This is a genomic window from Plantactinospora endophytica, assembly GCF_016862915.1.
Taxonomy (GTDB): Bacteria; Actinomycetota; Actinomycetes; order Mycobacteriales; family Micromonosporaceae; genus Plantactinospora; species Plantactinospora endophytica.
The window spans coordinates 17887-43134 of sequence record NZ_BONW01000044.1 but is presented as its reverse complement, the minus strand read 5'-3'; the positions used below and the strand labels follow the sequence as shown (position 1 = coordinate 43134).

General features: G+C 68.4%; 31 protein-coding genes and 2 pseudogenes. 14 read left to right on the top strand and 19 right to left on the bottom strand.

Going from position 1 to position 25248, the window contains the following annotated elements:
• Positions 1-119: 119 nt before the first annotated feature.
• Both Pen02_RS36400 and Pen02_RS36395 read left to right on the top strand, forming a co-directional pair.
• Positions 120-1268: an epoxide hydrolase family protein gene (locus tag Pen02_RS36400; RefSeq protein WP_203870744.1), complete on the top strand. Its 1149-nt coding sequence runs from the start codon at positions 120-122 to the stop codon at positions 1266-1268.
• A 96-nt stretch (positions 1269-1364) separates the two neighbouring features.
• Positions 1365-2117, top strand: a complete 753-nt coding sequence (locus Pen02_RS36395) for a hypothetical protein (protein WP_203870743.1) — start codon at positions 1365-1367, stop codon at positions 2115-2117.
• A gap of 39 nt (positions 2118-2156) precedes the next feature.
• Here the strand turns inward: Pen02_RS36395 and Pen02_RS36390 are convergent, their stop codons facing one another.
• Together Pen02_RS36390 and Pen02_RS36385 are read right to left on the bottom strand one after the other, a co-directional pair.
• A complete protein-coding gene (locus Pen02_RS36390) occupies positions 2157-2618 on the bottom strand; it encodes a hypothetical protein (protein WP_203870742.1) in 462 nt (153 codons plus the stop codon).
• Positions 2615-2785, bottom strand: coding sequence for a hypothetical protein (locus Pen02_RS36385; protein ID WP_203870741.1), 171 nt, complete (start codon positions 2783-2785; stop codon positions 2615-2617). Before Pen02_RS36385 ends, Pen02_RS36390 begins: the two co-directional genes overlap by 4 nt.
• 193 nt (positions 2786-2978) lie before the next feature.
• Here Pen02_RS36385 and Pen02_RS36380 point away from each other — a divergent pair, with 193 nt between their 5' ends.
• The 6 genes and pseudogenes from Pen02_RS36380 (at position 2979) to Pen02_RS36355 (ending at position 7220) form a co-directional block, all read left to right on the top strand.
• Positions 2979-3446 (top strand): MarR family winged helix-turn-helix transcriptional regulator, encoded by a 468-nt coding sequence (locus Pen02_RS36380; RefSeq protein WP_203870740.1) that lies wholly within the window; start codon positions 2979-2981, stop codon positions 3444-3446.
• Entirely contained in the window at positions 3443-4108 is a 666-nt protein-coding gene (locus Pen02_RS36375; protein WP_203870739.1) for a hypothetical protein, read from the top strand. The genes Pen02_RS36380 and Pen02_RS36375 overlap by 4 nt, the downstream gene beginning before the upstream one ends.
• Before the next feature lie 96 nt (positions 4109-4204).
• Positions 4205-4438, top strand: a pseudogene (locus tag Pen02_RS36370) (DNA-3-methyladenine glycosylase); the annotation flags it as partial.
• Positions 4439-4470: 32 nt separating this feature from the next.
• Positions 4471-5889, top strand: a complete 1419-nt coding sequence (locus tag Pen02_RS36365) for a recombinase family protein (protein WP_203870738.1) — start codon at positions 4471-4473, stop codon at positions 5887-5889.
• Positions 5879-6496 carry a DNA-3-methyladenine glycosylase gene (locus Pen02_RS36360; RefSeq protein ID WP_203870737.1) on the top strand — a complete coding sequence of 206 codons (618 nt, stop codon included), beginning with the start codon at positions 5879-5881 and terminating at the stop codon, positions 6494-6496. Before Pen02_RS36365 ends, Pen02_RS36360 begins: the two co-directional genes overlap by 11 nt.
• A gap of 157 nt (positions 6497-6653) precedes the next feature.
• Positions 6654-7220 carry a hypothetical protein gene (locus Pen02_RS36355; protein WP_203870736.1) on the top strand — a complete coding sequence of 189 codons (567 nt, stop codon included), beginning with the start codon at positions 6654-6656 and terminating at the stop codon, positions 7218-7220.
• 58 nt (positions 7221-7278) lie between these two features.
• Here the strand turns inward: Pen02_RS36355 and Pen02_RS36350 are convergent, their stop codons facing one another.
• The 9 genes from Pen02_RS36350 to Pen02_RS36310 all read right to left on the bottom strand — a co-directional run bounded on the left by Pen02_RS36350 (position 7279) and on the right by Pen02_RS36310 (position 11758).
• Positions 7279-7686: a hypothetical protein gene (locus tag Pen02_RS36350; RefSeq protein WP_203870735.1), complete on the bottom strand. Its 408-nt coding sequence runs from the start codon at positions 7684-7686 to the stop codon at positions 7279-7281.
• Complete coding sequence (locus Pen02_RS36345) at positions 7686-8246, bottom strand: hypothetical protein (RefSeq protein ID WP_203870734.1); 561 nt, start codon at positions 8244-8246, stop codon at positions 7686-7688. Before Pen02_RS36345 ends, Pen02_RS36350 begins: the two co-directional genes overlap by 1 nt.
• 267 nt (positions 8247-8513) lie before the next feature.
• Entirely contained in the window at positions 8514-9635 is a 1122-nt protein-coding gene (locus Pen02_RS36340; protein ID WP_203870733.1) for a flagellar FliJ family protein, read from the bottom strand.
• A gap of 74 nt (positions 9636-9709) precedes the next feature.
• The gene (locus Pen02_RS36335; RefSeq protein ID WP_203870732.1) at positions 9710-10099 is read right to left on the bottom strand and encodes a hypothetical protein; all 390 of its coding nucleotides are present in this window, start codon (positions 10097-10099) and stop codon (positions 9710-9712) included.
• Positions 10100-10164: 65 nt separating this feature from the next.
• Positions 10165-10401, bottom strand: a complete 237-nt coding sequence (locus Pen02_RS36330) for a hypothetical protein (RefSeq protein ID WP_203870731.1) — start codon at positions 10399-10401, stop codon at positions 10165-10167.
• 403 nt (positions 10402-10804) lie between these two features.
• Positions 10805-11164 (bottom strand): hypothetical protein, encoded by a 360-nt coding sequence (locus Pen02_RS36325; RefSeq protein WP_203870730.1) that lies wholly within the window; start codon positions 11162-11164, stop codon positions 10805-10807.
• The gene (locus Pen02_RS36320; protein WP_203870729.1) at positions 11164-11397 is read right to left on the bottom strand and encodes a hypothetical protein; all 234 of its coding nucleotides are present in this window, start codon (positions 11395-11397) and stop codon (positions 11164-11166) included. The genes Pen02_RS36325 and Pen02_RS36320 overlap by 1 nt, the downstream gene beginning before the upstream one ends.
• A complete protein-coding gene (locus Pen02_RS36315) occupies positions 11394-11588 on the bottom strand; it encodes a hypothetical protein (protein ID WP_203870728.1) in 195 nt (64 codons plus the stop codon). The genes Pen02_RS36320 and Pen02_RS36315 overlap by 4 nt, the downstream gene beginning before the upstream one ends.
• Positions 11585-11758 (bottom strand): hypothetical protein, encoded by a 174-nt coding sequence (locus Pen02_RS36310; RefSeq protein WP_203870727.1) that lies wholly within the window; start codon positions 11756-11758, stop codon positions 11585-11587. The genes Pen02_RS36315 and Pen02_RS36310 overlap by 4 nt, the downstream gene beginning before the upstream one ends.
• A 331-nt stretch (positions 11759-12089) precedes the next feature.
• On the opposite strand from Pen02_RS36310, the gene Pen02_RS36305 reads away from it, so the two are divergent.
• The gene (locus tag Pen02_RS36305; RefSeq protein WP_203870726.1) at positions 12090-12554 is read left to right on the top strand and encodes a hypothetical protein; all 465 of its coding nucleotides are present in this window, start codon (positions 12090-12092) and stop codon (positions 12552-12554) included.
• Between the two features lie 106 nt (positions 12555-12660).
• On the opposite strand, the gene Pen02_RS36300 is transcribed toward Pen02_RS36305, so the two are convergent.
• Positions 12661-12984 (bottom strand): hypothetical protein, encoded by a 324-nt coding sequence (locus Pen02_RS36300; protein WP_203870725.1) that lies wholly within the window; start codon positions 12982-12984, stop codon positions 12661-12663.
• A gap of 104 nt (positions 12985-13088) precedes the next feature.
• On the opposite strand from Pen02_RS36300, the gene Pen02_RS36295 reads away from it, so the two are divergent.
• Positions 13089-13271, top strand: coding sequence for a hypothetical protein (locus Pen02_RS36295; protein ID WP_203870979.1), 183 nt, complete (start codon positions 13089-13091; stop codon positions 13269-13271).
• Between the two features lie 57 nt (positions 13272-13328).
• Here the strand turns inward: Pen02_RS36295 and Pen02_RS36290 are convergent, their stop codons facing one another.
• From Pen02_RS36290 to Pen02_RS43115, 5 genes are read right to left on the bottom strand one after another with little or no spacing between them, the layout of a single operon-like run.
• Positions 13329-13673, bottom strand: coding sequence for a hypothetical protein (locus Pen02_RS36290; protein WP_203870724.1), 345 nt, complete (start codon positions 13671-13673; stop codon positions 13329-13331).
• Positions 13670-15430 (bottom strand): type IV secretory system conjugative DNA transfer family protein, encoded by a 1761-nt coding sequence (locus Pen02_RS36285; protein ID WP_203870723.1) that lies wholly within the window; start codon positions 15428-15430, stop codon positions 13670-13672. The genes Pen02_RS36290 and Pen02_RS36285 overlap by 4 nt, the downstream gene beginning before the upstream one ends.
• Positions 15427-16200 carry a DUF2637 domain-containing protein gene (locus tag Pen02_RS36280; RefSeq protein ID WP_203870722.1) on the bottom strand — a complete coding sequence of 258 codons (774 nt, stop codon included), beginning with the start codon at positions 16198-16200 and terminating at the stop codon, positions 15427-15429. Before Pen02_RS36280 ends, Pen02_RS36285 begins: the two co-directional genes overlap by 4 nt.
• A gap of 12 nt (positions 16201-16212) precedes the next feature.
• The gene (locus Pen02_RS36275; RefSeq protein WP_203870721.1) at positions 16213-16380 is read right to left on the bottom strand and encodes a hypothetical protein; all 168 of its coding nucleotides are present in this window, start codon (positions 16378-16380) and stop codon (positions 16213-16215) included.
• Positions 16377-17042, bottom strand: coding sequence for a helix-turn-helix domain-containing protein (locus Pen02_RS43115; protein WP_203870720.1), 666 nt, complete (start codon positions 17040-17042; stop codon positions 16377-16379). Before Pen02_RS43115 ends, Pen02_RS36275 begins: the two co-directional genes overlap by 4 nt.
• A 187-nt stretch (positions 17043-17229) precedes the next feature.
• Here Pen02_RS43115 and Pen02_RS36265 point away from each other — a divergent pair.
• Positions 17230-17607 (top strand): annotated as a pseudogene (locus tag Pen02_RS36265) (DNA-3-methyladenine glycosylase); the annotation flags it as partial.
• Positions 17608-17822: 215 nt separating this feature from the next.
• Here the strand turns inward: Pen02_RS36265 and Pen02_RS36255 are convergent.
• Positions 17823-20054: a discoidin domain-containing protein gene (locus Pen02_RS36255; RefSeq protein WP_203870718.1), complete on the bottom strand. Its 2232-nt coding sequence runs from the start codon at positions 20052-20054 to the stop codon at positions 17823-17825.
• 532 nt (positions 20055-20586) lie between these two features.
• Positions 20587-21789 (bottom strand): ROK family transcriptional regulator, encoded by a 1203-nt coding sequence (locus Pen02_RS36250; protein WP_203870717.1) that lies wholly within the window; start codon positions 21787-21789, stop codon positions 20587-20589.
• 274 nt (positions 21790-22063) lie between these two features.
• Here Pen02_RS36250 and Pen02_RS36245 point away from each other — a divergent pair, with 274 nt between their 5' ends.
• From Pen02_RS36245 to Pen02_RS36235, 3 genes are all read left to right on the top strand, one after another.
• Positions 22064-23344, top strand: a complete 1281-nt coding sequence (locus Pen02_RS36245) for an ABC transporter substrate-binding protein (protein ID WP_239141871.1) — start codon at positions 22064-22066, stop codon at positions 23342-23344.
• Positions 23345-23414: 70 nt separating this feature from the next.
• Positions 23415-24404 carry a carbohydrate ABC transporter permease gene (locus tag Pen02_RS36240; protein ID WP_203870715.1) on the top strand — a complete coding sequence of 330 codons (990 nt, stop codon included), beginning with the start codon at positions 23415-23417 and terminating at the stop codon, positions 24402-24404.
• Positions 24397-25236 (top strand): carbohydrate ABC transporter permease, encoded by an 840-nt coding sequence (locus Pen02_RS36235; protein WP_203870714.1) that lies wholly within the window; start codon positions 24397-24399, stop codon positions 25234-25236. The genes Pen02_RS36240 and Pen02_RS36235 overlap by 8 nt, the downstream gene beginning before the upstream one ends.
• Positions 25237-25248 lie beyond the last annotated feature (12 nt).

The following is a 25248-nucleotide window of genomic DNA, read 5'->3' as shown; positions in this document are numbered from 1 at the left end:
CGATGCGACCGTTCCGTTCGGGCGTCCTCTCCGGCCAGCTGTCTCCGCTGACCCTGACCCCGGTGCGTTCCGCGCCGGCACCGGCCAGGGGATGACGCCCTCCATACTGGAGGACTTCGATGATTTCCCCGTTCCGGATCGAGATTCCCGATCCGGTCCTCGACGACCTGCGCGACCGGCTCCGGCGTACCCGGTTCACCGATCGCAGTACCGACCGGCCGTGGCAGGCCGGCACCGATCCCGACTACCTGCGCGAGCTGGTCGGCTACTGGGCCGACGGCTTCGACTGGCGGGCCCGGGAGGGCGCGCTGAACGCGTACCCGCAGTATCTGGCCGAGATCGACGGCCGGCGCCTGCATTTCCTGCGGATACCCGGACGGCGGCCGGCCGGGGTGCCGGCGCCGCCGCCGCTGTTGTTGAACCACGGCTGGCCGAGCAGCTTCGTGGAGCTGTTGCCGCTGGCCGACCGGCTGACCGACCCCGGCCGGTACGGCGCCGACCCGGCCACCGCGTTCGACGTGGTGGTGCCGTCGATGCCCGGTTTCCTCTACTCCGAGCTGCCGGCGGAGCCGCTCACCCGGGCCGTGATGGCCCGGACGCTGCACCGGCTGATGACCGAGCTGCTCGGCCACCGGCGGTACGGCGTCTTCGGTGGTGACATCGGTGGTGCGGTGGCCGGCTGGCTGGGCGCGTCGTGGCCGGAGCACGTCGTCGGGGTGCACCTGATCCATCCGCCCTTCCCGGCGAGTTTCGACGCCCGGCCTCTCGACTCCGCCGAGCGGGCCTTCGTCGAGGCCGAGCAGCGCTACGACGAGACCGACGGTGGCTACAGCGCGATCATGGGTACCCGGCCGGACACCGTCGCGGCGGCACTGGTGGACTCGCCGGCCGGGCTGGCGGCCTGGCTGGTCGACAAGTACCGGGACTGGAGCGACTGCCACGGCGACCTGGCGAGCCGGTTCGACCGGGACACCCTGTTGACCGTGATCACCCTGTACTGGGCGACCGGTGCGGTCGGTTCGTCGTTCCGGCAGTACCTCGACTATCCGCACAATGCGCCCCGGCCGGACATTGGTGTGCCGGTGGCGGTCACCCTGAGCACGGAACCGGGGATGGCGGGCTTTCCCCGGCAACTGGCCGAGCGGGCCTGCCCGGACCTGCGCCAGTGGAGCGAGCCGGGGGTGGGCGGTCACTTCATGCCACACGAGGAGCCGGACCTGCTCGCCGACGAGATCCGCGCGTTCTTCGGCTCGCTGAGCGGGCGGTGACGCTCGGCTCGACGGCTCACTGACGCCTCGTTGTGAACCTGAGGTTTACAGTGCTAGGGTTCTCGCTGTAAACCTCAGGTTGTCAGGAGTGTGACCATGGCCCGGGTACGCCGGATGGAAGCATCGTTCGACCAGCTCTCCGAGCGGGAGTACGACGAACTCACCGGTCTGGTCGAGGAGTTCAGTCGGCGGATCATCACGACGCTGGCCGAGCAGCCGGCGTCCGACGATCCGGACGACGATCTGGCCGACGGTGCGGCGAAGCCCGGGGACGTCGACGACGAGCGGCTCCGCCGGGCGGCGTACCTGCGCCGGGTCCGGGCCGGCCAGGCCGCGCAGGCGCTGCTCGCCGAGGTGGCGACCAGGTGTGCCGCCGAGGACGCGGCGGACGCGGTGTGGCTGGGCGCCAGCCTGGCCGACCTGGGGGAGTCGACCGGCAGCACCCGACAGGCGGCCCGGAAGCGCTGGCCCGAACTCGGCCGGATCCACCGGACCCGGCGCTGGGTCTCCGGGCACGCCGACGACCTGGTCACGGTCTTCCGGATGGTGCTCGACCAGGCACCCGGCTACACCGCCCCGGACGGGTCCGCCGAGTCCCTGGACCGGGCGGTACGCGGGCTGGACGCCGCCCTCGCCGAGACGCTGCGGTCCCGCGACTCCGGCTCGGTACTCGACCCGGCGACCGGGCGCCCAGCCCGCTGGCGCCACCTCGCGGACGCGGTTGACCAGCACTTACGTACCGTGGTCCGCTCGGCCGGCGCGCGCACACCGGAGGCGGAGACCGCTCTGGCCGCCGCCCGGGGCGTACTGGCGCATCACGACGCGGTCGCGACGGCCACGGACGGCTGAACCGAGCGAGCGGTTCTGCTCCGCTAGCCGACGGCGCGGCTACGGGTGGCTTCGGTTCTCGCGGTTCTCGCCGCCGGGACGCTCCTGCCGCGGCTCGTCCTGCGGGTCCGGGCCGCGGTCGACCTCACCCGACCGTCGGCCGCGGCCCTGCCGGGTGCGCTGTCGAGGCGCGGTCCGAGGCATCGTTGCGTTGCGACGACCAGCGGTACGGCTGCCGTCGGCCGACGTCCCGGGCGTGGTCCCGCGTCCGTTGTCGCCACCCGGGCAGGACAGCGCGGAGACCCGGACCAGGGCGTCCAGGTGACCGAGCGGGCTGCCGTCCTGGGCGAGGCGCTGCCCGCTGATCCAGACCCACTGGTTGTCGTAGTACGTCGACAGGTCGAGGCGGACGAACTCGACTCTGAGCCGGAGCGGGTGGCCGCCGTACCGCCAGTCCTCCTTGGCGAGTTCCAGCACGGTGCCCGGGGGCACGTTCGGTGACGCGGACGGGGTGGCGCTCATCGGAACCGCCGGGCGGCGGTGTTCCGGCGTACGCCGACACTGGCGCAGGCCGGGCAGCTCAGGCTGCCGCCGCACGCGGCGCACCAGCGGCGGGACGTTCGGTAGGTGCACAGGCCGGCGATGAAACCCAACGCCATCCCGGCGAGCCCTGCCGCGGTGACATACATGATGGGTCCTCCATTTCGGCGACTGAAAGTTACCTTTGCCTCGCCTATCGCAACCTGCAAGGCCGGAGACCGAGATCCCGAGCGAGTGAGCAATTGAGCACCATGAATCATCGCTCCGGCGGTCGCCCGGGAGGTGACGCTCGTACCGGTGCTGTGACAAACTAGTGAGCATGACTCACGGTGTGGCAGGCACATGATTGGTGACAGACGCATCAACGCACTCGACCAGATCCTCGAACTCGTCGTGTTGATCAACGACGACATGACCCGGAGCCTGGCCCGGGACGGGCTGACCGTCTCGCGTACGCACCTGCTCTGGGAGCTGCGCCGGCACGGTCCGATGCCGCAGCGGGACCTCGCCGCCGCGCTCCGGGTGAGCGCCCGCACCGTCACCGGGCTGGTCGACGGGCTGGAGGCGACCGGGTTCGTCAGCCGTCAGCCGCACCCGACGGACCGGCGGGCGACCCTGGTCACCTTCACCGAGCGCGGCCTGCGGACCGTCGAGGCGATGGAGCACGGCCAGCGGGAGTTCGCCGACCTGCTGTTCGCGCAGATGCCGGCGGAGCGGCTCGACTGCCTCACCGCCGGGCTCGGCGAGATCCTGAACCGGCTGCGCGGCCTCGACCCGGCGCGGCAGCAACCTTCCGAGGGGGACCGGTGAACCGCAGCACCGCCGCGCGGGTCCTGCGCGCCGTCTGGACACTGCTGCGCAAGGCCACCGTCTACGAGCTGGGCATGTGGCGCAGTCTGTTTCGGTGGACAACGCGCCGGCCGACCGGCCCGGCCGGGACGGTGCCCTTCGGGTACGCGGGGGTCGTGACGCCGCTGCTGATCGTCTTCATCGTGGTCTCCGCGATCGAGATCCCGATCCTCGACCTGATCCTGCCCTGGAAGATCGCCCGGATCATCGCCGCCGTGGTGGGCGTCTACGGACTGTTCTGGATGATCGGGCTGCTGGCCAGCCTGCGCGTCCATCCCCACCTGCTCGGCGACTCGGGCGTGCGGATCCGCAACGGCATCTCGCTCGACCTCACGCTGCCCTGGACGGCGATCGAGACGGTACGCAGGCGGCACCGCTCGCTGCCGTCCAGCCGGGCCGTCCAGGTGGAGCGGACCGACACCCGGGTCGTACTCAGCGTCGGCGTCGCCAGCCAGACCAGTGTCGACGTCCTGCTGCGCGAGCCGACCGTGCTGCCCGTGCCGAAGGGCACCGACGACCCCGTGCACGAACTGCGCCTCTTCGTCGACGACGCGGACGGCTTCGTCGCCCTGGCCCGTCGCCACCTGAGCGTCGGGTCGGCGGAGCAGTCCGTCGGCACCTGAGTGTCGGGTCGGCGGAGCACGCCGGACAGCGCCAACGGTTCCGGTGCTGCCCACCCCGGCCGAGGCCCGGCCACCGGACCGTGATGTCCTAGCCGGATGACGCGGGTCGAGGAGTTCGCCGCCCTGCTGGCCGGCCCGGTGGTACCGGCGGCGCGCGGGCTGCTCGGCGCCACCCTCTCGGCCGGCGGCGTCACCGTCCGGCTCACCGAGGTGGAGGCGTACGCCGGCAGTGGCGGGGACCCGGCGTCGCACGCGCACCGGGGGCGTACGCCACGCAACTCGGTGATGTTCGGGCCGGCCGGGTACGCCTACGCGTACTTCACCTACGGCAAGGTCTGTCCGTGAGCATGTAGGATAGCACGATGGGCAAACGGGCTGTGATTTACGCGCGTATCTCGCTGGACGCCACCGGCGAGGGGTTGGGCGTAGCCCGGCAGGAACAGGCATGCCGAGAGTTGTGTGAGCAGCGAGGCTGGCAGGTCACTGCGGTGATCGTCGACAACTCGGTCTCAGCCTCTACCCGCAAGGTTCGGCCAGGCTGGCGGCAGGTGCTCGACCTGATCACCTCGGGTGCCGTTGACGTTGTCGTTGCCTGGCAGGTCGACCGGATGTACCGGAACCTGCGAGACCTTGAAGACCTGGTCGACCTCACCGAGCGGACCGGAGTCACGCTGGCGACGGTGTCCGGAGAGTTGGACTTGTCGACGCCGAACGGTCGGTTCCTCGCTCGCATCCTCGGCAGCGCCGCACGGCAAGAGGTCGAGATCAAGTCCGCCCGGCAGAAGGCAGCGCAACACCAGCGGGTACAAACCGGCCGCCCCTGGTGGACCGTTCGCCCGTTCGGGTTCGAGCGGAACGGGGATCACCGGCAGAGCGAGGCTGAGCCGTTGCGGCAGGCGTACGCGGATGTTCTGACGGGGCAGTCGGTCTACTCGATCGCTGCCAGGTGGAACGCTGCCGGCATCCTCACCCCGAAGGGCAACCGTTGGCGTTCCTCCAACCTGAGGCATGTCCTTATGTGCGAGCGGAACGCTGCCATCCTCACGTACAACGGGGCAGAGACTGGCAACCCCGCGACGTGGGAACCGATCGTTCCTGAGGATGTGTACCGCGCGACCGTCCGTCACCTGTCAGAGCCCAGCCGCAACACGGGCGGGGGTGGCAGGCGCAAGGGGTTGCTGGTAGGTGTAGCGACCTGCTCGCGGTGTGGCGGGAAGGCGTCGCAAGGCTGGTCCAAGCAGAACCAGGCAGGCGAGCGGTACCGGATCTACACCTGCCGGGAAGGTCGGTGTATCACCATCCCTGCCGACTGGCTCGACTCCTACGTGTTGCGCCGGCTGATCAACCAAGCGGACCAGTGGAACGTTCAGCCTGTCGACCAGGAAGCCGAGCAGGAGTCGACGCAACTGCGGGTAGAAGAGTCCGCCGTACTCGCCCGGAAGCAGTCACTGGCTGAGTTGTTCGTCGCTGGCACGGTCGACCAGGCTGCGCTTGCCGCCGGTACTGCTGCGGCAGACAGCCGGCTGACCGAGATCCGTGATCGCCTCGCCGAGATCGCGACAGCGCGGGTTGGTGTCGACCTGTCGGACATCGAGTCCGTGTGGGAAGCCATCGACCAGATGGAGACCGAGCGGGTACGCACGATTATCGAGACCGCGTGCGAGTCGATCCGCCTGATGCCTCGCCGCAAGGGTGCCAGGCTGCCTCGGGGTGAAGACGTTCAGCTCACCTGGCGGATGCCGCAGACCGAGACTCGGGAGGGTTCACCCGTTGTCGCCTGATCCGCTCGCCATCCTGGCGCAACCCGCCCCCCTGGTCGCCCCTGCGCTGATCGGCTGGACGCTCACCCATCACACACCTGACGGCGTGGTCACCGTCGAGCTGACCGAGACCGAGGCGTACGCGGGCGAGACCGATCCCGCCTCGCATGCGTGGCGTGGTCAGACTGCCCGCAACGCCGTCATGTTCGGTCCGGCCGGACGGCTGTACGTCTACCTGTCGCACGGGCTGCACTTCTGCGCCAACGTGGTCACCGGCACCGAGGGTGACGCGTCGGCTGTCCTGCTCAGGGCTGGTCGGGTAGTCGAGGGGGTCGACCTGGCGCAGCATCGCCGAGGTGAGCACGTTGCTCTGCGGTCGCTCGCCCGTGGTCCCGGCAACCTGGGTCAATCGTTGGCGCTGACAACCCAGCACAGCGGCGCGCACCTGCTCGACGGCGGATCGCTGGTGTTGGCTCCGCCTGCCCGCCCGCCTGCGGCTGTCTCATCTGGACCGAGGGTCGGTGTCAGCCGGGCGCATGACTGGCCCTGGCGGTACTGGTTGACGGGTGATCCGACCGTGTCCGCGTACCGGCGAAGCAAGCTGGCCAGCGCGAGCCTGTCGCGCTAACCACTGAGCCCGGCTCGGCAACTCCCGTTGGCGTGGGGACTCGCAGACGGTGGGCAGAGCGTGGTTGGTGTAGGACACGACCCGACATGATCGGCTTTACCGGCCGCCCGTTCCGAGGATCGCGGGATGGGCATGTGTTGGTAGTCTGCTCGGCTAGGTGCCAGAGCTGACGAGGGCAGGCGACGTGACTACGGCCGAGAAGGTTGCCATAGGTGTTGCGATTGCGACTGCCCTTGGCTTGGGCACGTTGATTTCATTGCTGGTCGGTCATCTGCTTAATCGGCGAGAGAAGAAGATCAACATAGCCGAAAAGGCGGTACAGGTTGCTGACACCATGATGACCCGCCTTACGGATAGCCTTGATCGCGTGCAAGAAGAGTTGGCCGTAGCGAAGCGCGAGAACGAAGAATTGCGCCTAGAGCTTGAAAAGACAAGGGCTGCGAGTGTTGAGGAGAGTGAACGGCTCAGGGGTGTTGAGCGGAGCGCGCAGTCTGCCGACAAAGCGCTTCACGGCGCGCAGCATGAGGTGTCTTCGCTGCAAAATCTTCTAACTGTGTACTACGATGATCACTTAAAGGCATGGGATAATTCCTCGCTTCGTCTGTTCCTCGAAAAACACGAGTCGATGAAGCCTCGCCTTGGAAGAGTGGACTGGACCCATCGATTCGTTCTTCCGCAGCGACCCGATGAGGATGAACCGCCAGAGGTGTCCGCGAAGGTGTGAACGAGCCTGATTCGCCCTGGGGACGTGACCCTTTCGGCCCTGCCTTCCTCACCCTTGGTCAGCGACCGGGAGTCTGCTCCGGTTCGACGTACCCGCCGATGTCCTTCACCGCGCCTTGCGGGTCGATGACGAGCCGTTGTACATGCAGGGTGCCCGCGTGCGGTAGCCGGACAACCTTGCCCGTCACTGCGTGCCGCCTGCCGTCGTCGGCCCGTCGCCAACGCAGGATGCCGAGCTGCCCCTCACGGTCCCGCACGGTCCACTGATCGCCTACCCGCTCCACTCGTAGCCGGTCCCCTATCCGCACGTCGGCGACGCGGGGCGACGGCACAGGTTTGCTGGCGAGTCCGTGCACAGGTGGAGTGCCCTGGTCGTACAGGTCTTGAGCCAACGGACCGGCGATGCCGATCAGCCGATCCCCGTTTTTCCGCTCAGAAATCACTGGTTGGCTGTCGTGCTCTGACATCAAGCCCCCTCGCCTCCGTCCTCGCGACGCACCTCGATGATCCGGTGTCGCGCTAGCCGGACGATCGCGGTCTCAGTCCGCCGAAGTTGGCTACTGCCACTCCGTCGAGGCCGCAATTCGGCGCCTGCTGCCTCCCGCATCGCCTCCTCGGCCTCTTGTGTGTCCATCTCGCGCCGTTGCAGCGATAGGGTCTGCCGATGCGCCTGCCAATCCATGATCAGACGAATAACACGCTCAACGACAGCTATGCCAGTAACGCTGTAGGCGATCGGCAGATAGTTGTCAACGGCAGTCGTTAAGACCGACTCTAATGGACTTCCGAGACGGATCGAGGTAGCCAGAAGTTCTGGTTGCTCCGGTTCGACGGCCCAATTCTGATACTCAACCAGGTCATTCGCCTCATCGGGTGTCACGTCCAGAGCAACTTCCCATGCCCACGCCCAGAGTCCGCCGATTGACGTGAAGTAGTCCGCGACATCCAGGACGCTGGGTTTACCCAGGTCCGAGATCACGATCAGCGCAGGCAACTGTGTTGCGGTTGACAGCCCTGGTGACGTCATGAGGCGATCCAACCACAGGGCGCCCACTCCGCCCGAGCAACCTGGGGGTATGACCCCCTCGGCCGGGGCTTCGCTACCGCCACGTCTTAGCGGCTGAGATCTTGCCACGGTTCCGAAGTCGCTCGGATCGGGGTATCTCGGCCTTGAGCAGGGCAGATGCTGGTTGAGATGGTGTCGAAACGTGCCACTGTTGCAGGGTCGGCCGCCGGATACGCCGAAGGCGGGGCACCGGGATCGCACCCAGCACCCCGCCCCATCATGGTCTTGTCAGCCGGCGATCCGGGCGACAGCGTCAACCTCGACGACCAACCGCACTCCGGACTTGGCGGAGTCGCTGAACTCCCGGCCAGGGGTTGGTTTCTCGATGGTCGGCTCCCCGCTCACCACGCGGGCAGCCTCGATCCGGCCGATACCGGCCGCCATCTCGCCGACCAGGTTGCCGATGCTGGTCCGGGTGAACTCGCTCAGGTCACGGGCGCCGAACTGCCGAGACGACAGGTCGAAGACAACCCGCACGGTGCGCTGCTCCTGGTCGCCGTCTCGCCCTTGACTGGTGACGGTCACGGTGTCGAGCCCAGACAGGATCCGCCTGACGCTCGTTCCGCGATCCCAGAGACCGCTACCGCCGTACAGGCCACCGCCGTACGGGTCACTGTCGCCCCGGCTGGACCAGCCGCCCTGCTTGGTGATGTTCTCGATCAGGTCCAGGGCGAAGTTCCGCAGAGCGTTGCTGTCGATGTCGGCCGTCAGGGTCGGCATGTCCGGCTTGACGTCGGTCAGCCGAACATCGACGGTCACCCCGTCAGGGCTCGGGCTGGCGTTGGCGTTCACCAGCGCAGCGCCGGCCCGCTCGATGGCAGCCAGACCGGCCAGCACGGCAGCGCCATCGATCGGCGAGCCGTTCGGCGTGACGACCGTGATGCCGACGTGGCCGGAGATGATGCCGGTACCCGGATCGGTCTTGGTCGCCGTCGCCTGGTTGACGTACACGCCCGGCTTGGTCCGGTCGTCGGCGTTGACCGTCACCGGGAAGCCGTACACCCCGAAGGCGAACGGGTCAGCCTCGATCCGCTCAGCAACGAACCGGGCCAGCGTCGGCGAGTCGATCGCTTGCGCGGAGTCGAGCGCCTTCTCAGCCGGAGTGACTGCCTTCCGGGCAGCCTCGACCAGGTAGCCAAGACGGGTGATCTCAGCCTCGGCGGTTACCAGGTCGAGCGCGCTCACGCTGGCGTCGCCACGGGTTAACCGCGTGATCAGCTCGGCGTGCGTCTCCTCGGCCTGCTCATGCTCGGTGCGTCGCTGGTCGACCAGGGCCCGAGCCTCGGTCAGCTTCTCGGCAGCGATGTCGGTAGCGGTGCGGGTGGTCTTGCTGTTGGGCTTCGTAGCCACGGGAATTCCTCCAGAGACAGTTGAAGGCCGGCAGGTAGCCGGCCCGGGATGGGTGGTAGTGGTTGGGTTGGTGGTCAGAGGGTCGCGACAGCCGACCAGTAGTGCGCCACGTAGGACGGGCGGTGCGGGATCTTGTCGCGGATGATCGGCCGATCCATCGTGCGCAGCTTCATCGCCACCCCGGGCAGGCCGGTCATGTGCTCGGGAAGCACGTCGCCAGTCACCCGGTTGACCAGGGTCAGCGGATTGATCGTCAGCGGGTCGCCACCGTCAACGAACGTCACGACCAGCAGTCGACCGGTCAGCCGGTTACCTTCGACCCACGGGATGCACCTCGGACGTACCCGGATCGCCGGCCGGATCTCCGGTCGCATTACCTCGCCCCGAGGTGCAGAGGGTTGGATGTCGACCAGGTTCCCGCAGACGTTGGTGAGTACCTGAGAGACCAGCGTCGGCAGGATCATGCTCGACTCATCCCAGACCCGAGACGCGCGCAGCCGATGCTTCCGGGGAGCGCGGCAGGCGTAGGTCACCACCGATCACCCTGAGCGGCAGCCTGGGCAGAGCGGTAGAGCGCGGTTGCCTCGCTCAGTGCCTCGGTCGCCTCGGTGATCTCGTCGGCAGTGCAGTTGGGATCGGCTTGCACCTGGGCGAGTCGAGCAGCGGCGTTGCGCTTGACGTCATGGGCCAGGGCCCATCGCTGCTCGGCAAGGTTGCGGGCAGCCTCGCGTTCCTTTTTGGTGAGTTTGGGTGGAGGGGTAGTCACTGGTCGGTGTCTCCGTTCATGGGTGATAGCCGGCTCTTGTCGGCAGGGTGATCAGTTGGGGTTGCTCTCGCGGTGCAGTGGCGAGCGCGGAGCAGAGTGCCCGGGTACCTCGGGGCAGCGGCAGGAAGCTTCCCGATGGTGGGCCCGAACGGGCCCCAACCTGTTGAGCAGGTCTCTCGGGCGTTGCGGCCTCCGGCCGCTCATGCTCTCGCCGCTGCATGGACTACCAGGAGCGCAGCGGCACAGCGCGCGAAGCGCACAGGGCCCCAGCGCTACCGGCGTTCGGGTTGTGGTGAGGGTGTAGAAGAGATAAGAGAACGCTTGCGTTCTCCCAGCTCAGAGGACAGATGGCGAAGCCTCACAGGCTTCACCTTGAAGCCTCGCAGGCTTCACCCCCCAGGCTTCACCGTCCCCGCGAGATGCCGTGTACCTGGCAGATGTAGGAGCCCCGGCCGCCCCGCTGGAAGGTTCGACGAGACACGACCAGGCACCGGGAGTTGGACTCAGGCTCGATCAGCCCCAGCTCCTTCGCCTTGCGGACGGCCTTGTCGATGATCTGCCGGCTCGGTTCGTTGCCCCGCCCGTCGGTGAGGATCTGCCTCAGGGTCAAACCGTCGAACCGGCTATGCCCGATGTTGTTGGCCCAACCGATCGCGGCAGCCTCTACGCGGTAGACCAGCGCGTGTCGGGGGTCCTTGGCCTTCCGTCGTTGTGCCGCCTGGTTCATGCCGCCCCAGGGGTCGCCGTTGAAGTTGATGGTCATCAGTCGATGGCCTCATCACCGGCTCCGTCGCTGTCCTCGTCCTGCTCGACTGGCAGGCCGATCGCGTCGAGCAGTTCCCAGACCTCGCCCCAGCCGAGGAGCAGGCATCGCGCCTCATCCATCGACTCGGCGTCTCCCTTGGCCTTCAGCTCGCGGTAGTAGTCGTAGGCGCTCAGCGCTTGCCTGTACGCCTCGACAAGGGCAGATGGGTTGAACGTTGCGGGGATGTTCACCGGCCACCACTCCAGACCACACCCAGGTCGATAGCCCGTGGCAGGGACATCGGCAGGTAGCGGGACTGTGGACCGTAGGTCCGGTGCAGCCGGCACCCCTCAGCCTCGGCCTCGGCGTAGGTGTCGGTGCGGATGCCGGTATCGGCGTACCCCTCGGACCGAGTCCACTCGGCGACCAGGTATCCAGTCACTCGGCCACCCCGTGGCGGTCGGTCGCGCTGAGTAGCCCGCGCAAGCGGGCGCGCTGGTCGGGGGTCAGGGGTGGTGCAGCCTCGGCGATCCGCCGGGCGATCTCGCGCAGTTCGTCGGTCAGGTTGATCACCTGCTTCCGTGATTCAGGCCCGCCGGTCGGGCCCCTCATGCGCTCCTTCTCGTTGTCGTTCGCATCCGGCCCCGGTGGCCGGTCGCCTATCTGTGCGCGGGTCGCATCACGCCGTCTCGCTCGCCGAGGACGATCCTCGGGTCGTGGCGTAGTTCGTCGCTGCGTCGGGTCCGCGCTGGTTGACCCGGGTCGCACTGCCTCGGTTCGCACTGATCTTGAGTTGTCAACTTCCAGCGCGGGGCAGTCAGCCCCACAACAACCAATCTACTCCATCCAACCCAGGGTTGACAGGCCAGAGCTGAGTGATGTACGGCACATGTCTGACAGTCCTAGGTTGTCAATGCGGGGTTGAGCCTGTCAGGCTGTCGGTATGAGCGCAGCAGGCAGGGTCACGAAGACGAAGACGGAAGCGGGCTGGATCGTCACCGCGACCTGGGAGACCAAGGATGGAAAGCCACTGTCTGAGGGACCGGCTGAGGTGTCGGTGTCGCTGGCCGTGGACGCTGACCCGAAGGTCAAGGTTCGTGGATACACGACGGGCGTAGCCCGCCGGGTCGAGCGGTTGATCTCCGAGATGCAAGCCGAGGTAGTCGGCCAGCCCGAGACAGCGCACCTATCGGGGATCTCGGCACGTGCTCTGAGGGGCGCTGTAGCCAGGATGCCGGACAGTCCGCGCAAGGGAGCGGATGAGTACTACCGTGGCCTTCTTGCGCTGTTCGACATGCTGGACGCAGCCGGCCACCCCGCCCCGATCAATGTGCTGTCGGACCGTCTAGGGGTGCCGAAGCAAACGATCAAGACGCAGCTTGCGACGGCACGCCAGCGGTACCGTTGACTCCCGGGAACGACAAGAGCCCCGGTCACCCGTGATGGGTGCCGGGGCATCTTCGCGTCTGGCTCAATGGGCCATCCCTCGACGTGTCCAGCCAACGCACCGCCGGTCAGGGGCGCTCCCCGGGTGGCATCGACACCCGACAGGAAGCCAACCGCACGTAGTGCCAGGATTCGGCGACAGCCTCGAACCCGTCAGCGTCGACCACGTACCCGCGCAACAGTTGGAAGCCTTCCCGTACTGGCGCCGTGCCGACCGGGATGGCGGTAACCCGTAGGCGAAGGTCCCCGAGTATCCGCGCCGTGTCGTCGTACGGCTGGAAGTGCGCGAACTCGGGAGCGTGCACGGTGTCGCCTGGTGCGACAAGCGGACGGGGGCGGTTCCGGCGGAAGATCGACAACCGGGCCGGTTTGGGTGTGCTCTCGCTGGACATCCTCACATGGTGTCGCTTGACGTAGTCGACCGTCAACGGCCTGTGCTCGCGTCTTAGGACGTTGTCGCTCCCGTAGCACATGTCCACGTCTACCGTCAATAGCTGTGGACCTTGTCGGAGTGGCGGAGATTCGGGCGATGCTCGGCGACATCAGCCGGCAGCGTGCCAACGTGATCACCAACTCCAAGGGGTTCCCCGATCCGGTCGCTAAGCTGATCATGGGCAAGGTCTGGCGTCGGCGTGATGTGGAGAAGTGGATCAGGGAGAACCGACCCGACCAGGGCTGAGCACAGCGAGAGCCCGACCCCCTCGACGTGAGAGAGCCGGGCTCGCTGGTTCGCTGCCTACTCGGTGACAACCTCGGCGACGGTGAGCAGTTCCCGCCACGACTCGGCAGCCTGGTCGACACTCGGCAGCGAGGTGACCGGCTCTCGCCCGTAGAGACCGATGACCGGGCGACCGTCAACGGTGGTGCCGACGTGGACCAGGTCCCCGCCGTCATCCTCGCTCGGCTGCCAGCCTCGCTGGCCGAGATCCCCGATGGCGTGATCCCAGTCAGCGGCGTGCAAGGTGACCACCCCGCCGAGCGGGTCGATGTCGTCGGCGACCCTCGGCAGGACCAATAGACCCTCACCGGTCATCGGGTCGATGTGCGCGGTGTGGCTGGCGTAGGCCACGGTCTCGATCACTGACTGATCCTCTCGTCGCTCTCGCTCCCTGCCCACCGGACCAGATCTGCTCGGGCGTACAGATCCGCGTTGCCGCTCTTACCCCTCGGCGCAGGCACCTTGCCCACCTTGCGCTGTAGGCGCTTCTTGGCAGCGTCCAACTTCCACGGGATCACGCCACCATCGATCGCCTGCCGCAGCGTCAGGAAGTCCCCGGCAGGGCTTGATAGGCCGCTGACCTCGGAAGTCCCCGAGGACCGGGGACATGCAAGCGCCCGTGCCTCGGTGGCGGACAGGTAGGCAACCTGCACCTCAGTTGCCTGTCCACCGATGACCACCTGCCACCGGCCGAGGGTGCGAGATGCCCGGGGCATGGCTGCCTCGGGAACCAACATCTTCCAGTTGTTTGCGGTGTATCGGGCGAGACACCTGATGCCGAAGTTCTCCCGTGCCTCGGGTCCGCCGATCGCCCGAGCGGTCAACATCTGCGCGATGGCAAGCACGTTGACCTTGGCACTGCGACCCATGAACAGCAGGTCAGCCAGAGCCGACACGGCAGGGGACCGCTTGGGGTCACCGTTGCTGCGCACCTCGGCCCAGAAGTTGACGAGTTGCCCGATGGTCGCGTTCAACTCCTCGGCAATGACCAGCACCCGGGCACCGGGGTTCCAGTCTTCCGGCTCATGCAGGGCAAGGGTATTCCGCTCGTCGGCGAGCGCAGCCAGCTTGACCAGGGCATCATGCATCTGCTCAGGGCGGGTGCAGTAGTCGACGCCAGCCAGACCGAGCGCCCAACGGTGCGAGCCCTTGCGGTCAAGGATGACCACCCGACCACCCCGGGCGAGCACCTGCACGGCAACCAGCTCGGCAAGCACGCTCTTGCCCGCGCCCGATCCGGCGCTCACCGCGATGTGTGGGGAGTCGTCGCGTAGAGACAGGATCACCGGCCGATCGCCTGCACCCTGCCCGATGTAGAACTCCCACTCAGCCAGCCGGGGGAGGTGCTCGGCGACCTGGTCGACACCGACCCGTGCGGGCGGACGCTTGCGCACAGTCCAGACGGCTCGCACCCGCTGGCCTACCTGGTTCCACGACTCGACCAGGTCAGAGACGGGGATCTTGCTGCCGATGATGGATGACACCAACTGCCGCTGTTCCTTGGTCAGGTACGGGGTGTCTGCCGTCAGCTCGATACGCGGACCCTGGTCGGGGTCGACCGGGCGACGGAACGCGGCCAGTTTGGATGTGACCGGGCGAGCGGTGCGCTGCACCGACCAGGCTGCCCGCTGTGCACGCTCAGGTAGCCACCGGATCACCGGCTCTACCCGCTCGCCGTACCAGGCACGTACGGCTGTCTCAGCCGGACTCAGAGGCTTGGCCAGCCGAGGAGTGAGGTTGCCCAACGACGGGTCAACGTGTAGCCGTACGCCCGTCTGTAGACCCATCGCGGGTGCAAGGGCAGCCAGGGTCGGGGTGACGTACTCCCGGTTGAACCGGCGCATGGTGAGCCGTCGCCTGAGCCGGTAGCCAGCGACCAGAACGGCTGAGCCGACCAGTGAGCCGACCGGCTCAGGGTGAACCGTTGCGACCAACCCAACGGTTGGCACCGCGAACCGGATCACCTGACGCTGCCAACCGGCGAGCCGACCAGCACCCCGGCTCAGGTACGGGTGACCGGCCTTGCCGCTGAGCGGCCTACCGGAGACGTACCGGTAGGCCACCCGCGACACGGTGTGCTTGCGCCGCAGCTTGCGGATAGCCCGCTCAAGCTCGGTCATGCCGTCACCCCGGCAAGCTCAGGGATGATGCCGGTGGTGGCAGTCTCCGCAGGCTGCGTCGGAGAAGCCGAGCGGGTCGGCCGGTACCGCTTCACCGTCGCCACCGACACCCCGGCAAGCTCAGCGATCCGGCCGTGAGTCGCCTCGGGTTCGGCGAGGTGAGCCGACATGATCCGGTCAGCCGAGGTGAGCGACCGGGGGACCGGCTTGCGGGCAGGCTCGCTGGTCCGCTCCCGCTTGACCGGCTGAGCCTTGACCGGCTGAGCCTTGACCGGCTGAGCCTTGACCGGCTCGACCGCAACCGGCTCGGCTACGGGCTCAGCCGCAAGGCTCTCGACCGGCTCAACGATGACCGGCTCAGCCACCTTGACTGGCTCGCCCTGGTCGACCGGCTCAGGCCGGATCAGCTTGCCCCGCCGAGACAGCACCTCGATGGCGAGCAGGAAGGCGACCGGGGGAACGGCGGCAACGGCACGAGCAGTCCACGTCGGCTGTGCACTGGCGATGTTGGCGGCAAGGGTGGCGACGATGCCGAACGCCACAGCCAGCCGAGCAGACACGCGAGGCTTCCGGCCGCTGCGCTTGTCGTCGAGCATCGCCAGCGTGCCAACCAGGATCGCGCCGTCGATGGCGAACGGCAGGGCAACGGCAACCGACGAGTGTTCGCCTGCCTCGGTGGCGACCTGGACGATGTGACGGAAGCTGGCGTAGCCGGCGATGAGTGCGACCAGGGCAGTAGTTGCGCGGGAAGTGATGGAGGTGATGTTCACGGGGGACGCTCCTCAGCGGCGGGTGGGGACGCGGGGAACGTCCGAGCGGTGGGCGATGGCGTCGGCAAGCTGGTCGGCGTGGCTGCCGACCGAGTGGTGAGAGATGAAGGCGACCAGGGCGACGACCAGGGCGAGCCCGGCGCCAGCAAGGGACAGAGCCCAGATGGCAAGGGGAGTCACGCGGCACCCCCAAGCGCCTCACTGCGGCAGACGGCGCAGGAACCGGCAGGCTGGCCTACGTGCCCCGGCTTCGTGCAGCGAGCGTCACCCGTAGCGGGCGGCAAGGCCGCACCCCTCGGCGGTTCCCAGCCACGACGGGCCGAGGTTTGGGGTTGATCCTTCGGAGAAGCAATCCGGTTTGACCCGGCATCCACAGACGACCCGGCACCATCCCGCGCTGCCGCGCGGGTAGTTGGTTCTTGATGGTTCAAGGACGGTTTGTAGGAAGCAGGCTTCCGGCCGCTCTGCGCTGTGCTTCCGGCCGTCGTGCGCTGTGCTTCCGCCCGGTTGGGTACCGCCCGGAACTCTGCTTCCGCCCGGTTATCCACAGGCTGAGGAACCTCGGCTGAGCGACCCGATACCGGCTCGGCGAACCGGTCGAGTGCCGTAGGGATCGGGCGGGTGCGCTCTACGGCCAGGTCCCACACCACCGGTCGGCGGTCAACGGGGATGAACGCGACGTGCCGCTGATCGCCACGACGGATGATGCCGAGACGTTCGAGGCTGGCCAGGTCAGCACGTACCGAACGGGTCGACTTACGGGCGTAGTGGGCAAGCCGCTCTTGCGACGGGTACGCGCCTCGGCCGTTGGCGTGCGCGTGGTTGGCCAGGCCGAGCAGCACGGCCAAGCAGGATGGGGGAACGTCGGGCGCATCGTTCAGCGCCCACGAGACAGCTTCTACACTCAAGGCGGGTCGACCTCCTGCGTCGGCCAAGGCCGGGGAGATCGGGTGTTGGCGCACCCGCCCCGGCCGTTTGCAACTTGGAGGACAGACCCGCCGGCAAGTACGTGCTTAGTGCCAGGCTTGCGGCATGCACTGGTGCGTGAACGTGGTCACCGGGCCGGACGGCGAGGCGTCGGCGGTGCTGCTCCGGGCCGGTGAGGTGGTCGACGGGGTGGAGATCTCGCGGAGCCGGCGCACCGCCGTACGCCGGGATGTGGATCTGGCGCGCGGACCCGCCCGGCTCTGCGCGGCGCTCGGCCTGGACCGGGCCGTCTACGGTCGTTACCTGCTCGGTGACGGACCGGTCCGGCTGCGCCCGCCGGCCGCACCGCTGCCGCCGGAAACGATCGCGGCCGGTCCACGGGTCGGGGTCACCGGCGCGCACGACCTGCCGTGGCGGTTCTGGATCGACGCCGACCCGACGGTGAGCGCCTACCGCCGGCACGTGCCCCGGCGGGCCTGAGCACACCGGGCCTGACGGCACCGGGCCTGACGACACCGGGCCTGACGACACCGGGCCTGAGCACACCGGGCCTGACCGCGCCGGGCCTGACCGCGCCGGCCTGACCGCACCGGGCGTGCGGTCGTGGCGGCGCCGGAGTCGGGGCGGCCCGAGCCCGCGCCGTGGTGGTGGTCACGACGCGGGCCCGGGCTACCGGCCGGGTGTGGGAGGCCGGCCTACGGGAAGTTGGTCAGGTACTGCACCTGGTTGGCGGTGTTGGCGGTGCCACCGCTGTTGTTGATGATCCGGTTGATCGTGCCGACCCCGCCGAGCGAGACCGTCACCATGTTGCGGAACTGGACTCCGGAGTTGACCGGCACCTCGAACGAGCGTTCGTTGACCACGCCAGGGTTGACGTTGAAGTAGCAGTAGCTGCCCAACCCCCACGCCTGGTGGCTGGTCACCGAGTCCGCCACCTTGTACGCCGGATAGCCCCGGGTCGACCCGTTCATGAAGGCCGCCTGGTTCGGTGGGTCGTACGGCTTCTCGTTCTGGAAGAAGTACGTCCGTCCGCCCTGCCCGTTCCAGATCACCTCGGTCTTCTGGTAGTGCTCGACGAAGAGGCCGTACATGGTGACGTTGTTGCCGTTCACCACCAGCCCCGTGTCGGCGGTGTTGATGTTCCAGCCGTAGGTGCCCGGGTCACCGTGGTCGGCCCGCCACAGCCACATGTGGTCGCCGATCACGTTGTGCGAGTTGATCCGCAGGCTGGTGGTGGCCTTGCCGGGTACCGCGCCGCCGATCCGGAAGAAGACGTCGTGCAGCGAGGTCGGGTTGGCGGCGTGGCTGGCCGAGGAGCCGGCCGGGCCGACCTCCATCAGCACCGACGAGTTGGTGGCGCCGGCCTCGAACATGATGCCGGCGACCTTCACCCCGTCGACGTCGGCCACGGTCATCGCGGGAATGCCGTTCTGCGGCTCGATGGTGGCCAGGCCGAGGCCGAGTACCACGGTGTCCGGTCGGGTCACCCGGATCGTCTCGGTGGTCTTGTAGAGACCAGGCGTGAAGAGCAGGTTCTTGCCCTGGGCCAGGGCGGCGTTGATGGTGGCCGCGGTGGTGCCGGGCCGGACCACGAAGAACTGGCTCAGCGAGATCGACGAGCCGGCCGGGGTCTTGTTGTACCAGCTCGTGCCCTGGCTGTTGGTGCGCAGCGCCGGTACGAAGACCCGGTACTCGCCGGTGCCGTCGATGTAGAGGAACGGCTTCTCCCGGACCACCGGGGTCTGGCCGACCACGGTGTGCGACGGGTTCGGGAAGTTCGGGGCCGGTGCCCCGGTGACTCCGGTGAAGACCATGTTCCAGACCGAGCCGGTCCAGCTACCGAACTCGCTGTTCCGGGAGAACCACTGCTGCTGCGAGCCGGAGACCACCATGCCGTCGATCTTGGTGTCGGCCATCAGGCCGCCGCTGGACCAGCCGTCGCCGCCGTTCCACAACTGGATCTGGTTGCCGGCGCCGCGCAGGTGCATCCGCCGGTACGGCGCGGCCTGGGAGACCGCCCAGCGTTCCACGATGGTGCCGGCCGGCAGGGTCACCGAGAGGTTCTCGGCGGCCCGCCAGAAGTTCTGGGTGGCGTTGCCGCCCATCCAGAACGCCTCCACCCGGACGTGCCCGTTCAGGTTGACGTCGTTCGGTGACATGCCGAGCCCGGCGACCTGGGTGAAGAAGCCGAGGTTGACGTCGGCGGTGTAGGTGCCGGGCTTGAACAGCACCGCGTACCGCCGGGGCGCGAACTGGGCGGTCTCCTGCTGGGTGAAGAGCGAGTTCAGCCGGCCCTGGATGGTGGAGGTCGGGGTGGACGGGTCGAAGACGAAGGTGTTCGGCCCGAAGTTCGGGTTGCGCGGGTCGGTCGGCTCGACCGGGTCGCCGGGGTTGCTACCGCCGAACTCGCCGATGACCTCGAACTCCCAGAGCGAGTAGCCGTAGCCGGTGCCCCGGGCGGTGCCGTTCATCCGGACGTACCGGCCGGTGCCGGAGACGCTCAGCGTCTGGGTACCGCCGGTGCCGGTGGTCGTGCTGTAGGCGTTGGTCCAGCTACTGCCGTTCTCCGAGAGCTGGATCTGGAACGCCCGCCCGTACGCGGCCTCCCAGCGCAGCACGACCTGGCTGATCGTGGCGCTCGCGCCGAGGTCGACCTGGAGCCACTGTGGATCGCTGAACGCGCTGGACCAGCGGGTGCCGGTGTTCCCGTCGACCGCGGACGAGGCGCCGAACGCCCCGCCCTCGGTGGAGGAGGCGGTGGCCGGCTTGCCCTGCGAGATCAGCGTGGGTGCGGCGCTCGCCGCCGGGGTGGGGCCGGCGAACGGGGTCAGCACCAACACCAGCGTCGCCGCGAGTACGCCGGCGAGCCGCCGGGTCCGAGGTCGGCCGCCGGGATGTGCCCGGGGAGGAAAACGATGAAAAATCATGACCCTGCCTGTCCGTGCGGAGGTGTCTGGCGCCGTCCACCCCTCCAGGGTCGGGAGTGGACGGGCCAGTGGCGGTGTGGATGGGCCGGCCGCGGGGATGCTGCGGCGGCCTGCGGTGCTCGTCGGTGCTCGTGGTGGGGTGTCGGGGGTCGGATGTCGGCGCCGACCTGCGAGAACGACCGACGGCGGGCGGCGTCGACCGGTCGGCTGTGGACGTTAGAGAGCGCTCTCGGAGGATCACGAGTGTTGCGCCCACGTTCCGGCCGCGTCAAGACATCAATTTATTACGACGTAATTTATCCCGAATGCCGGAACGCACGGAAGCCGCGATATCGACGGGGGTCGGCGGCGCCGGCCGGGCCGCCAGACCAGCCGCCGGACGGGCACGGACGGCCGGACGGGTCAGTTGCGGGCGCCAGCGGCGGCCAGCAGTCGGGCCACCCGACAGGCACGGACGGCGGGGCGGGTCAGTTGCGGGTGTCGCCGGCGGCGAGCGGCCGGGCCGCCGGGCGGGCGTAGACGGCTGGCCGGGTCAGTTGCGGGTGCCACCGGCGGCGAGCAGCCGGGCCACCGGCAGGGTGGCGGCGCCCAGCGCCACCGCGTCGACGCCGAGCTGGCCCAGCTCGATCGCGGCCTGCTCGTACGGCTGGTGCAGCGCCTGCCCGGCCGCCGCCGCCCGGATCGCCGGCAGCAGGTGGGCGCCGAGCGCCACTCCGGCCCAGCCGCCCAGCACCACCCGCTCGGGGTTGAACAGGTTGATCAGGTTCGCCACGCCAGCGCCCAGGTAGCCGGCCGTCTCCTCCAGCACCCGACGCGCGGTCTCGGACCGGTCCGCCGCCTCGATCAGGGCGCCGATCTGGGACTCCTCGTCGGCACCGGGTACGTCGTGACCGCGCCGGGCCTCCCGGTACCGGTCGATGATCCCCTCGGCGCCGACGTACGCCTCCAGGCAGCCCCGGGCACCGCACCGGCAGGCGCGGCCGTCGTAGACCAGGGTGGTGTGCCCCCACTCGCCGGCACTGCTGGAGACGCCCCGGTACATCACCCCGTTGGTCACCACCGCCGCGCCGACACCGGAGCCGACCAGCGCGAAGACGGCGTGCCGGCTGCCCCGTCCAGCGCCGAACCACATCTCGGCCTGGCCGAGGGTTTTCGCGCCGTTGTCGATGTGCACCGGCAGGTCGACCTCGGCCCGGATCAGCCGTTCCAGTGGTACGCCGTGCCAGCCGAGGGTCTGGGCGTGCACGATCGCCTCGCCGCCCTGCACCACCACCCCGGAGACGCCGATGCCGATGCCGAGGATGTCCGACCGGGGTACCCCGGCCTGCTCGGTGACGGCGTCCAGCCCGGCCAGGATGTGCCGGACCACGGCGGCCGGTGCCGGCCCGGCCGCGTCGAGCGGGTAGTCCGCGCTGGCCAGCATGGTCATCGCCAGGTCGAACAGCTCGACCCGGATCCGGGTCTCGCCGACGTCGACCCCGGCGACCAGGGCGTAGCGGGGTGCCACCCGGAGCATCATGCTGGGCCGGCCGCCGTCGGACTCCACGGCACCGGCCTCGACCACCAGGCCGGCCCCGATCAGGTCGCCGACCACGTTGCTGACGGCGGGTTGGCTCAGCCCGGTGTAGCGGGCGAGATCCTGCCGGGTCAGCGGCCCCTCGAGGAACAGCTTCGACAGCAGGGCGGACCGGTTGCGCTGTCGCACGATCCGGTTCGTCGTCCGTTCCAGGTCCACCCACCACCTCGATAAACCCGGGTTCGCCGGGTGTCACTGTACGGCTCCTCCTTGACGTCGGAGCTACTAGACACTTTAATAACCGCGTAAATTAAGCCTTGATGGAACCCCCTTCGGTGGCGCCAGCTCCATCCCTCCGCCGACGGTGATCGTGCCCGTACCGCTCCACCACCCCCGGCCGCCCCACCAGCCCCGCTCCGGCGTCAGCGCCGACGGGTCGGCGAGGCCGCCGGCCGACGCAGAAGGGCAAGTCGTGTCCAGACGACACCTCGTTATGGCTGTCGCGGCCCTGCTGACGACCGCCTCCATCGCCGCCTGCGGCGACTCCGGCGACTCGTCCGAGGGCGCCGCCAAGACGCTCACCTACTGGGCCAGCAACCAGGGCGCCAGCATCGAGTTCGACAAGCAGACCCTCCAGCCCGAGCTGGACAAGTTCGAGCAGCAGACCGGCATCAAGGTCAACGTCGAGGTGGTCCCCTGGTCGGACCTGCTCAACCGGCTGCTCGCCGCCGCCACCTCGGGCAAGGGCCCGGACGTGGTGAACATCGGCAACACCTGGTCGGCGTCGTTGCAGGCCACCAACGCGCTGGTCCCGTTCGACGACGCGACCCTGGCCAAGGTGGGCGGCAAGGACCGGTTCGTGCCGGCCGCGCTGGCCGCCGCCGGTGCCCCCGGCAAGCCGCCGGCCGCCGTGCCGCTCTACAGCCTGGCGTACGCGCTCTACTACAACAAGAAGATGTTCACCGACGCCGGCGTCACCACCCCGCCCACCACCTGGGAGGAACTGGTCGAGACCGGTAAGAAGCTCACCAAGTCCGGCCAGTGGGGCCTGGCGGTGGAGGGCGCGAACCCGTCGGAGAACTCCCACCACGCCTTCACCTTCGGCCAGCAGTGGGGCGGCGAGTGGTTCGACTCCGCCGGCAAGCCGACCTTCGACACCCCGCAGAACGTCGCGGCCGTGAAGCGCTACATCGACCTGATGGCGGTTGACAAGATCGTCAACCCCAGCAACGCCGAGTACGCCCAGAACCAGTCGGTCGCCGACTTCGCCAACCGCAAGGCGGCGATGCTGCTCTGGCAGGCCGCCGGGTCGAACTTCAAGGCCCAGGGGATGAGCCCCGAGGAGTGGGGCATCGCCCCGGTGCCGTTCCCGGCCACCACCCCGCCGGGCGGCAAGAAGGTCAACAGCATGGTCGCCGGCATCAACATGGCGGTCTTCAAGCACACCGAGAACCTCGACGGCTCGCTGGAGTTCGTGAAGTTCATGACCAGCGACGCGGAGCAGGTGATCCTCAACAAGACCTACGGCTCGCTGCCGTCGGTCAAGACGGCCAACGCCGACCCGGCGTTCCAGGCGCCGGAGCAGAAGGTCCTCGGCGAGGTGCTCGGCACCACCGCCGCGCCGCTGCCGCAGGTGCCCGAGGAGAGCCAGTTCGAGACCCTGGTCGGTACCGCCATGAAGGAGCTCTTCGCCGACGCCGCGGGCGGCAAGCCCGTCACCGAGGCGCAGGTGAAGGAGAAGCTCGGCGTAGCGCAACAGAAGATGGGCAGCTGAGCCGCGACGCCGACGGTTGACCGTGGAGGGGGACCGCCGCCCCCTCCACGGTCCACCTTGAGAGGATCCGATGGCCACCACCACCGCCCCCGGCCCCGTACGGCCCGCCGGGCGACCAGCGCAGGACGGCCCGCCGAGCCGGCGCAAGCGCCGTACCGTACGACGGTCGTACCTGCCGTACCTGCTGCTCGTCCCGGCCGCCCTGCTCGAACTCGGCATCCACGTCGTCCCGATGCTGGTCGGGGTCTGGATGAGCCTGCTCGAACTGACCCAGTTCCACATCCGGGACTGGTCCACCGCGCCCTTCGCCGGCTTCGAGAACTACCGGGTCACCTTCGACTTCGACTCCGCCACCGGCAAGGACCTGCTGCACTCGTTCTGGGTCACCGCGCTCTACACCACGCTCTCGGTGGGCTTCTCCTGGATGCTCGGACTGGCCGCCGCGGTCTTCCTGCAACGGCCGTTCAAGGGCCGGGCGCTGCTGCGTACCCTCTTCCTGACCCCGTACGCGCTGCCGGTCTACACCGCCGTGATCACCTGGACGTTCATGTTCCAGCGGGACACCGGCCTGGTGAACCACGCCCTCGACCAACTCGGCCTGATCGACGGCGCCAACCCGCCGTTCTGGCTGATCGGGGAGAACAGTTTCGTCGCCCTGCTGATCGTCTCGGTCTGGAAGTCCTGGCCGTTCGCCTTCCTCTGCCTGATGGCCGGGTTGCAGAACGTGCCGCCGGAACTCTACGAGGCGTCGGCGATCGACGGGGCGAACTTCTGGCGGCGGCTGCGCGACGTGACCCTGCCGATGCTCCGGCCGGTCAACCAGGTGTTGCTGCTGGTCCTCTTCCTCTGGACCTTCAACGACTTCAACACCCCGTACGTGCTGTTCGGCGGCTCCGCGCCGAGGCAGGCCGACCTGATCTCGATCCACATCTACCAGAGCTCCTTCGTCACCTGGAACTTCGGTCTCGGGTCGGCGATGTCGGTGGCGCTGCTGCTCTTCCTGCTCGTCGTCACCGCCGTCTACCTGCTCGTCACCAACCGCAGGAGAGAGCATGCGTGAGTCAACCGGCGAACGCTGGGCCCGCCGCATCGTGCTCAGCCTGCTGACCCTCTTCGTCGTCGCCCCGCTGTACGTGATGCTCAGCTCCGGGCTGAAGCCGCTGCGCGACGTGCAGGGCCCCTTCACCTGGCTGCCCAGCCGGGTCACCTTCCAGCCGTTCGTGGACATGTGGCAGACGGTGCCGCTCGGCCGGTATCTGGTGAACAGCCTGCTGGTGGCCAGCTCCGCCGCGGTGGTCTCGGTGGCGATCGCGATCTTCGCCGCCTTCGCGATCAGCCGCTACCGGTTCCGGGGTCGGCAGCTCTTCTCGGTCACCGTGCTCTCGACGCAGATGTTCCCCGGCATCCTCTTCCTGCTGCCGCTCTTCCTCATCTACGTCAACCTGGGCAACGCGACCGGGATCGAGCTGTACGCCAGCCGGCTCGGGCTGACCATCACCTACCTGACCTTCTCGCTGCCGTTCTCCATCTGGATGCTGGTCGGCTACTTCGACTCGATCCCGCGCGGGCTCGACGAGGCGGCCCAGGTCGACGGCGCCGGACCGCTGCGCACGTTGTTCCAGGTCATTCTGCCGACGGCGGTGCCGGGCATCGTCGCGGTCACCGTGTACGCCTTCATGACCGCCTGGGGCGAGGTGCTCTTCGCCTCGGTGATGACCGACGAGCACAGCCGTACCCTCGCCGTCGGGCTCCAGGGCTACGCGACGCAGTACAACGTCTACTGGAACCAGGCGATGGCCGCCTCGGTGGTGGTCAGCATCCCGGTGGTGATCGGCTTCCTCGCCCTCCAGCGCTACTTCGTCGCCGGCCTGACCGCCGGAGCGGTCAAATAGCGGTGAAGTACG

Bases quoted from the DNA above. Each gene is read 5' to 3' on its own strand.
- Pen02_RS36400 (WP_203870744.1), top strand. From the start codon at position 120: ATGATTTCCCCGTTCCGGATCGAGATTCCCGATCCGGTCCTCGACGAC.
- Pen02_RS36395 (WP_203870743.1), top strand. From the start codon at position 1,365: ATGGCCCGGGTACGCCGGATGGAAGCATCGTTCGACCAGCTCTCCGAG.
- Pen02_RS36390 (WP_203870742.1), bottom strand. From the start codon at position 2,618: ATGAGCGCCACCCCGTCCGCGTCACCGAACGTGCCCCCGGGCACCGTG.
- Pen02_RS36385 (WP_203870741.1), bottom strand. From the start codon at position 2,785: ATGTATGTCACCGCGGCAGGGCTCGCCGGGATGGCGTTGGGTTTCATC.
- Pen02_RS36380 (WP_203870740.1), top strand. From the start codon at position 2,979: ATGATTGGTGACAGACGCATCAACGCACTCGACCAGATCCTCGAACTC.
- Pen02_RS36365 (WP_203870738.1), top strand. From the start codon at position 4,471: ATGGGCAAACGGGCTGTGATTTACGCGCGTATCTCGCTGGACGCCACC.
- Pen02_RS36350 (WP_203870735.1), bottom strand. From the start codon at position 7,686: ATGTCAGAGCACGACAGCCAACCAGTGATTTCTGAGCGGAAAAACGGG.
- Pen02_RS36345 (WP_203870734.1), bottom strand. From the start codon at position 8,246: ATGACGTCACCAGGGCTGTCAACCGCAACACAGTTGCCTGCGCTGATC.
- Pen02_RS36335 (WP_203870732.1), bottom strand. From the start codon at position 10,099: ATGATCCTGCCGACGCTGGTCTCTCAGGTACTCACCAACGTCTGCGGG.
- Pen02_RS36325 (WP_203870730.1), bottom strand. From the start codon at position 11,164: ATGACCATCAACTTCAACGGCGACCCCTGGGGCGGCATGAACCAGGCG.
- Pen02_RS36310 (WP_203870727.1), bottom strand. From the start codon at position 11,758: ATGAGGGGCCCGACCGGCGGGCCTGAATCACGGAAGCAGGTGATCAAC.
- Pen02_RS36305 (WP_203870726.1), top strand. From the start codon at position 12,090: ATGAGCGCAGCAGGCAGGGTCACGAAGACGAAGACGGAAGCGGGCTGG.
- Pen02_RS36300 (WP_203870725.1), bottom strand. From the start codon at position 12,984: ATGTCCAGCGAGAGCACACCCAAACCGGCCCGGTTGTCGATCTTCCGC.
- Pen02_RS36285 (WP_203870723.1), bottom strand. From the start codon at position 15,430: ATGACCGAGCTTGAGCGGGCTATCCGCAAGCTGCGGCGCAAGCACACC.
- Pen02_RS36255 (WP_203870718.1), bottom strand. From the start codon at position 20,054: ATGATTTTTCATCGTTTTCCTCCCCGGGCACATCCCGGCGGCCGACCT.
- Pen02_RS36245 (WP_239141871.1), top strand. From the start codon at position 22,064: ATGGCTGTCGCGGCCCTGCTGACGACCGCCTCCATCGCCGCCTGCGGC.
- Pen02_RS36240 (WP_203870715.1), top strand. From the start codon at position 23,415: ATGGCCACCACCACCGCCCCCGGCCCCGTACGGCCCGCCGGGCGACCA.
- Pen02_RS36235 (WP_203870714.1), top strand. From the start codon at position 24,397: ATGCGTGAGTCAACCGGCGAACGCTGGGCCCGCCGCATCGTGCTCAGC.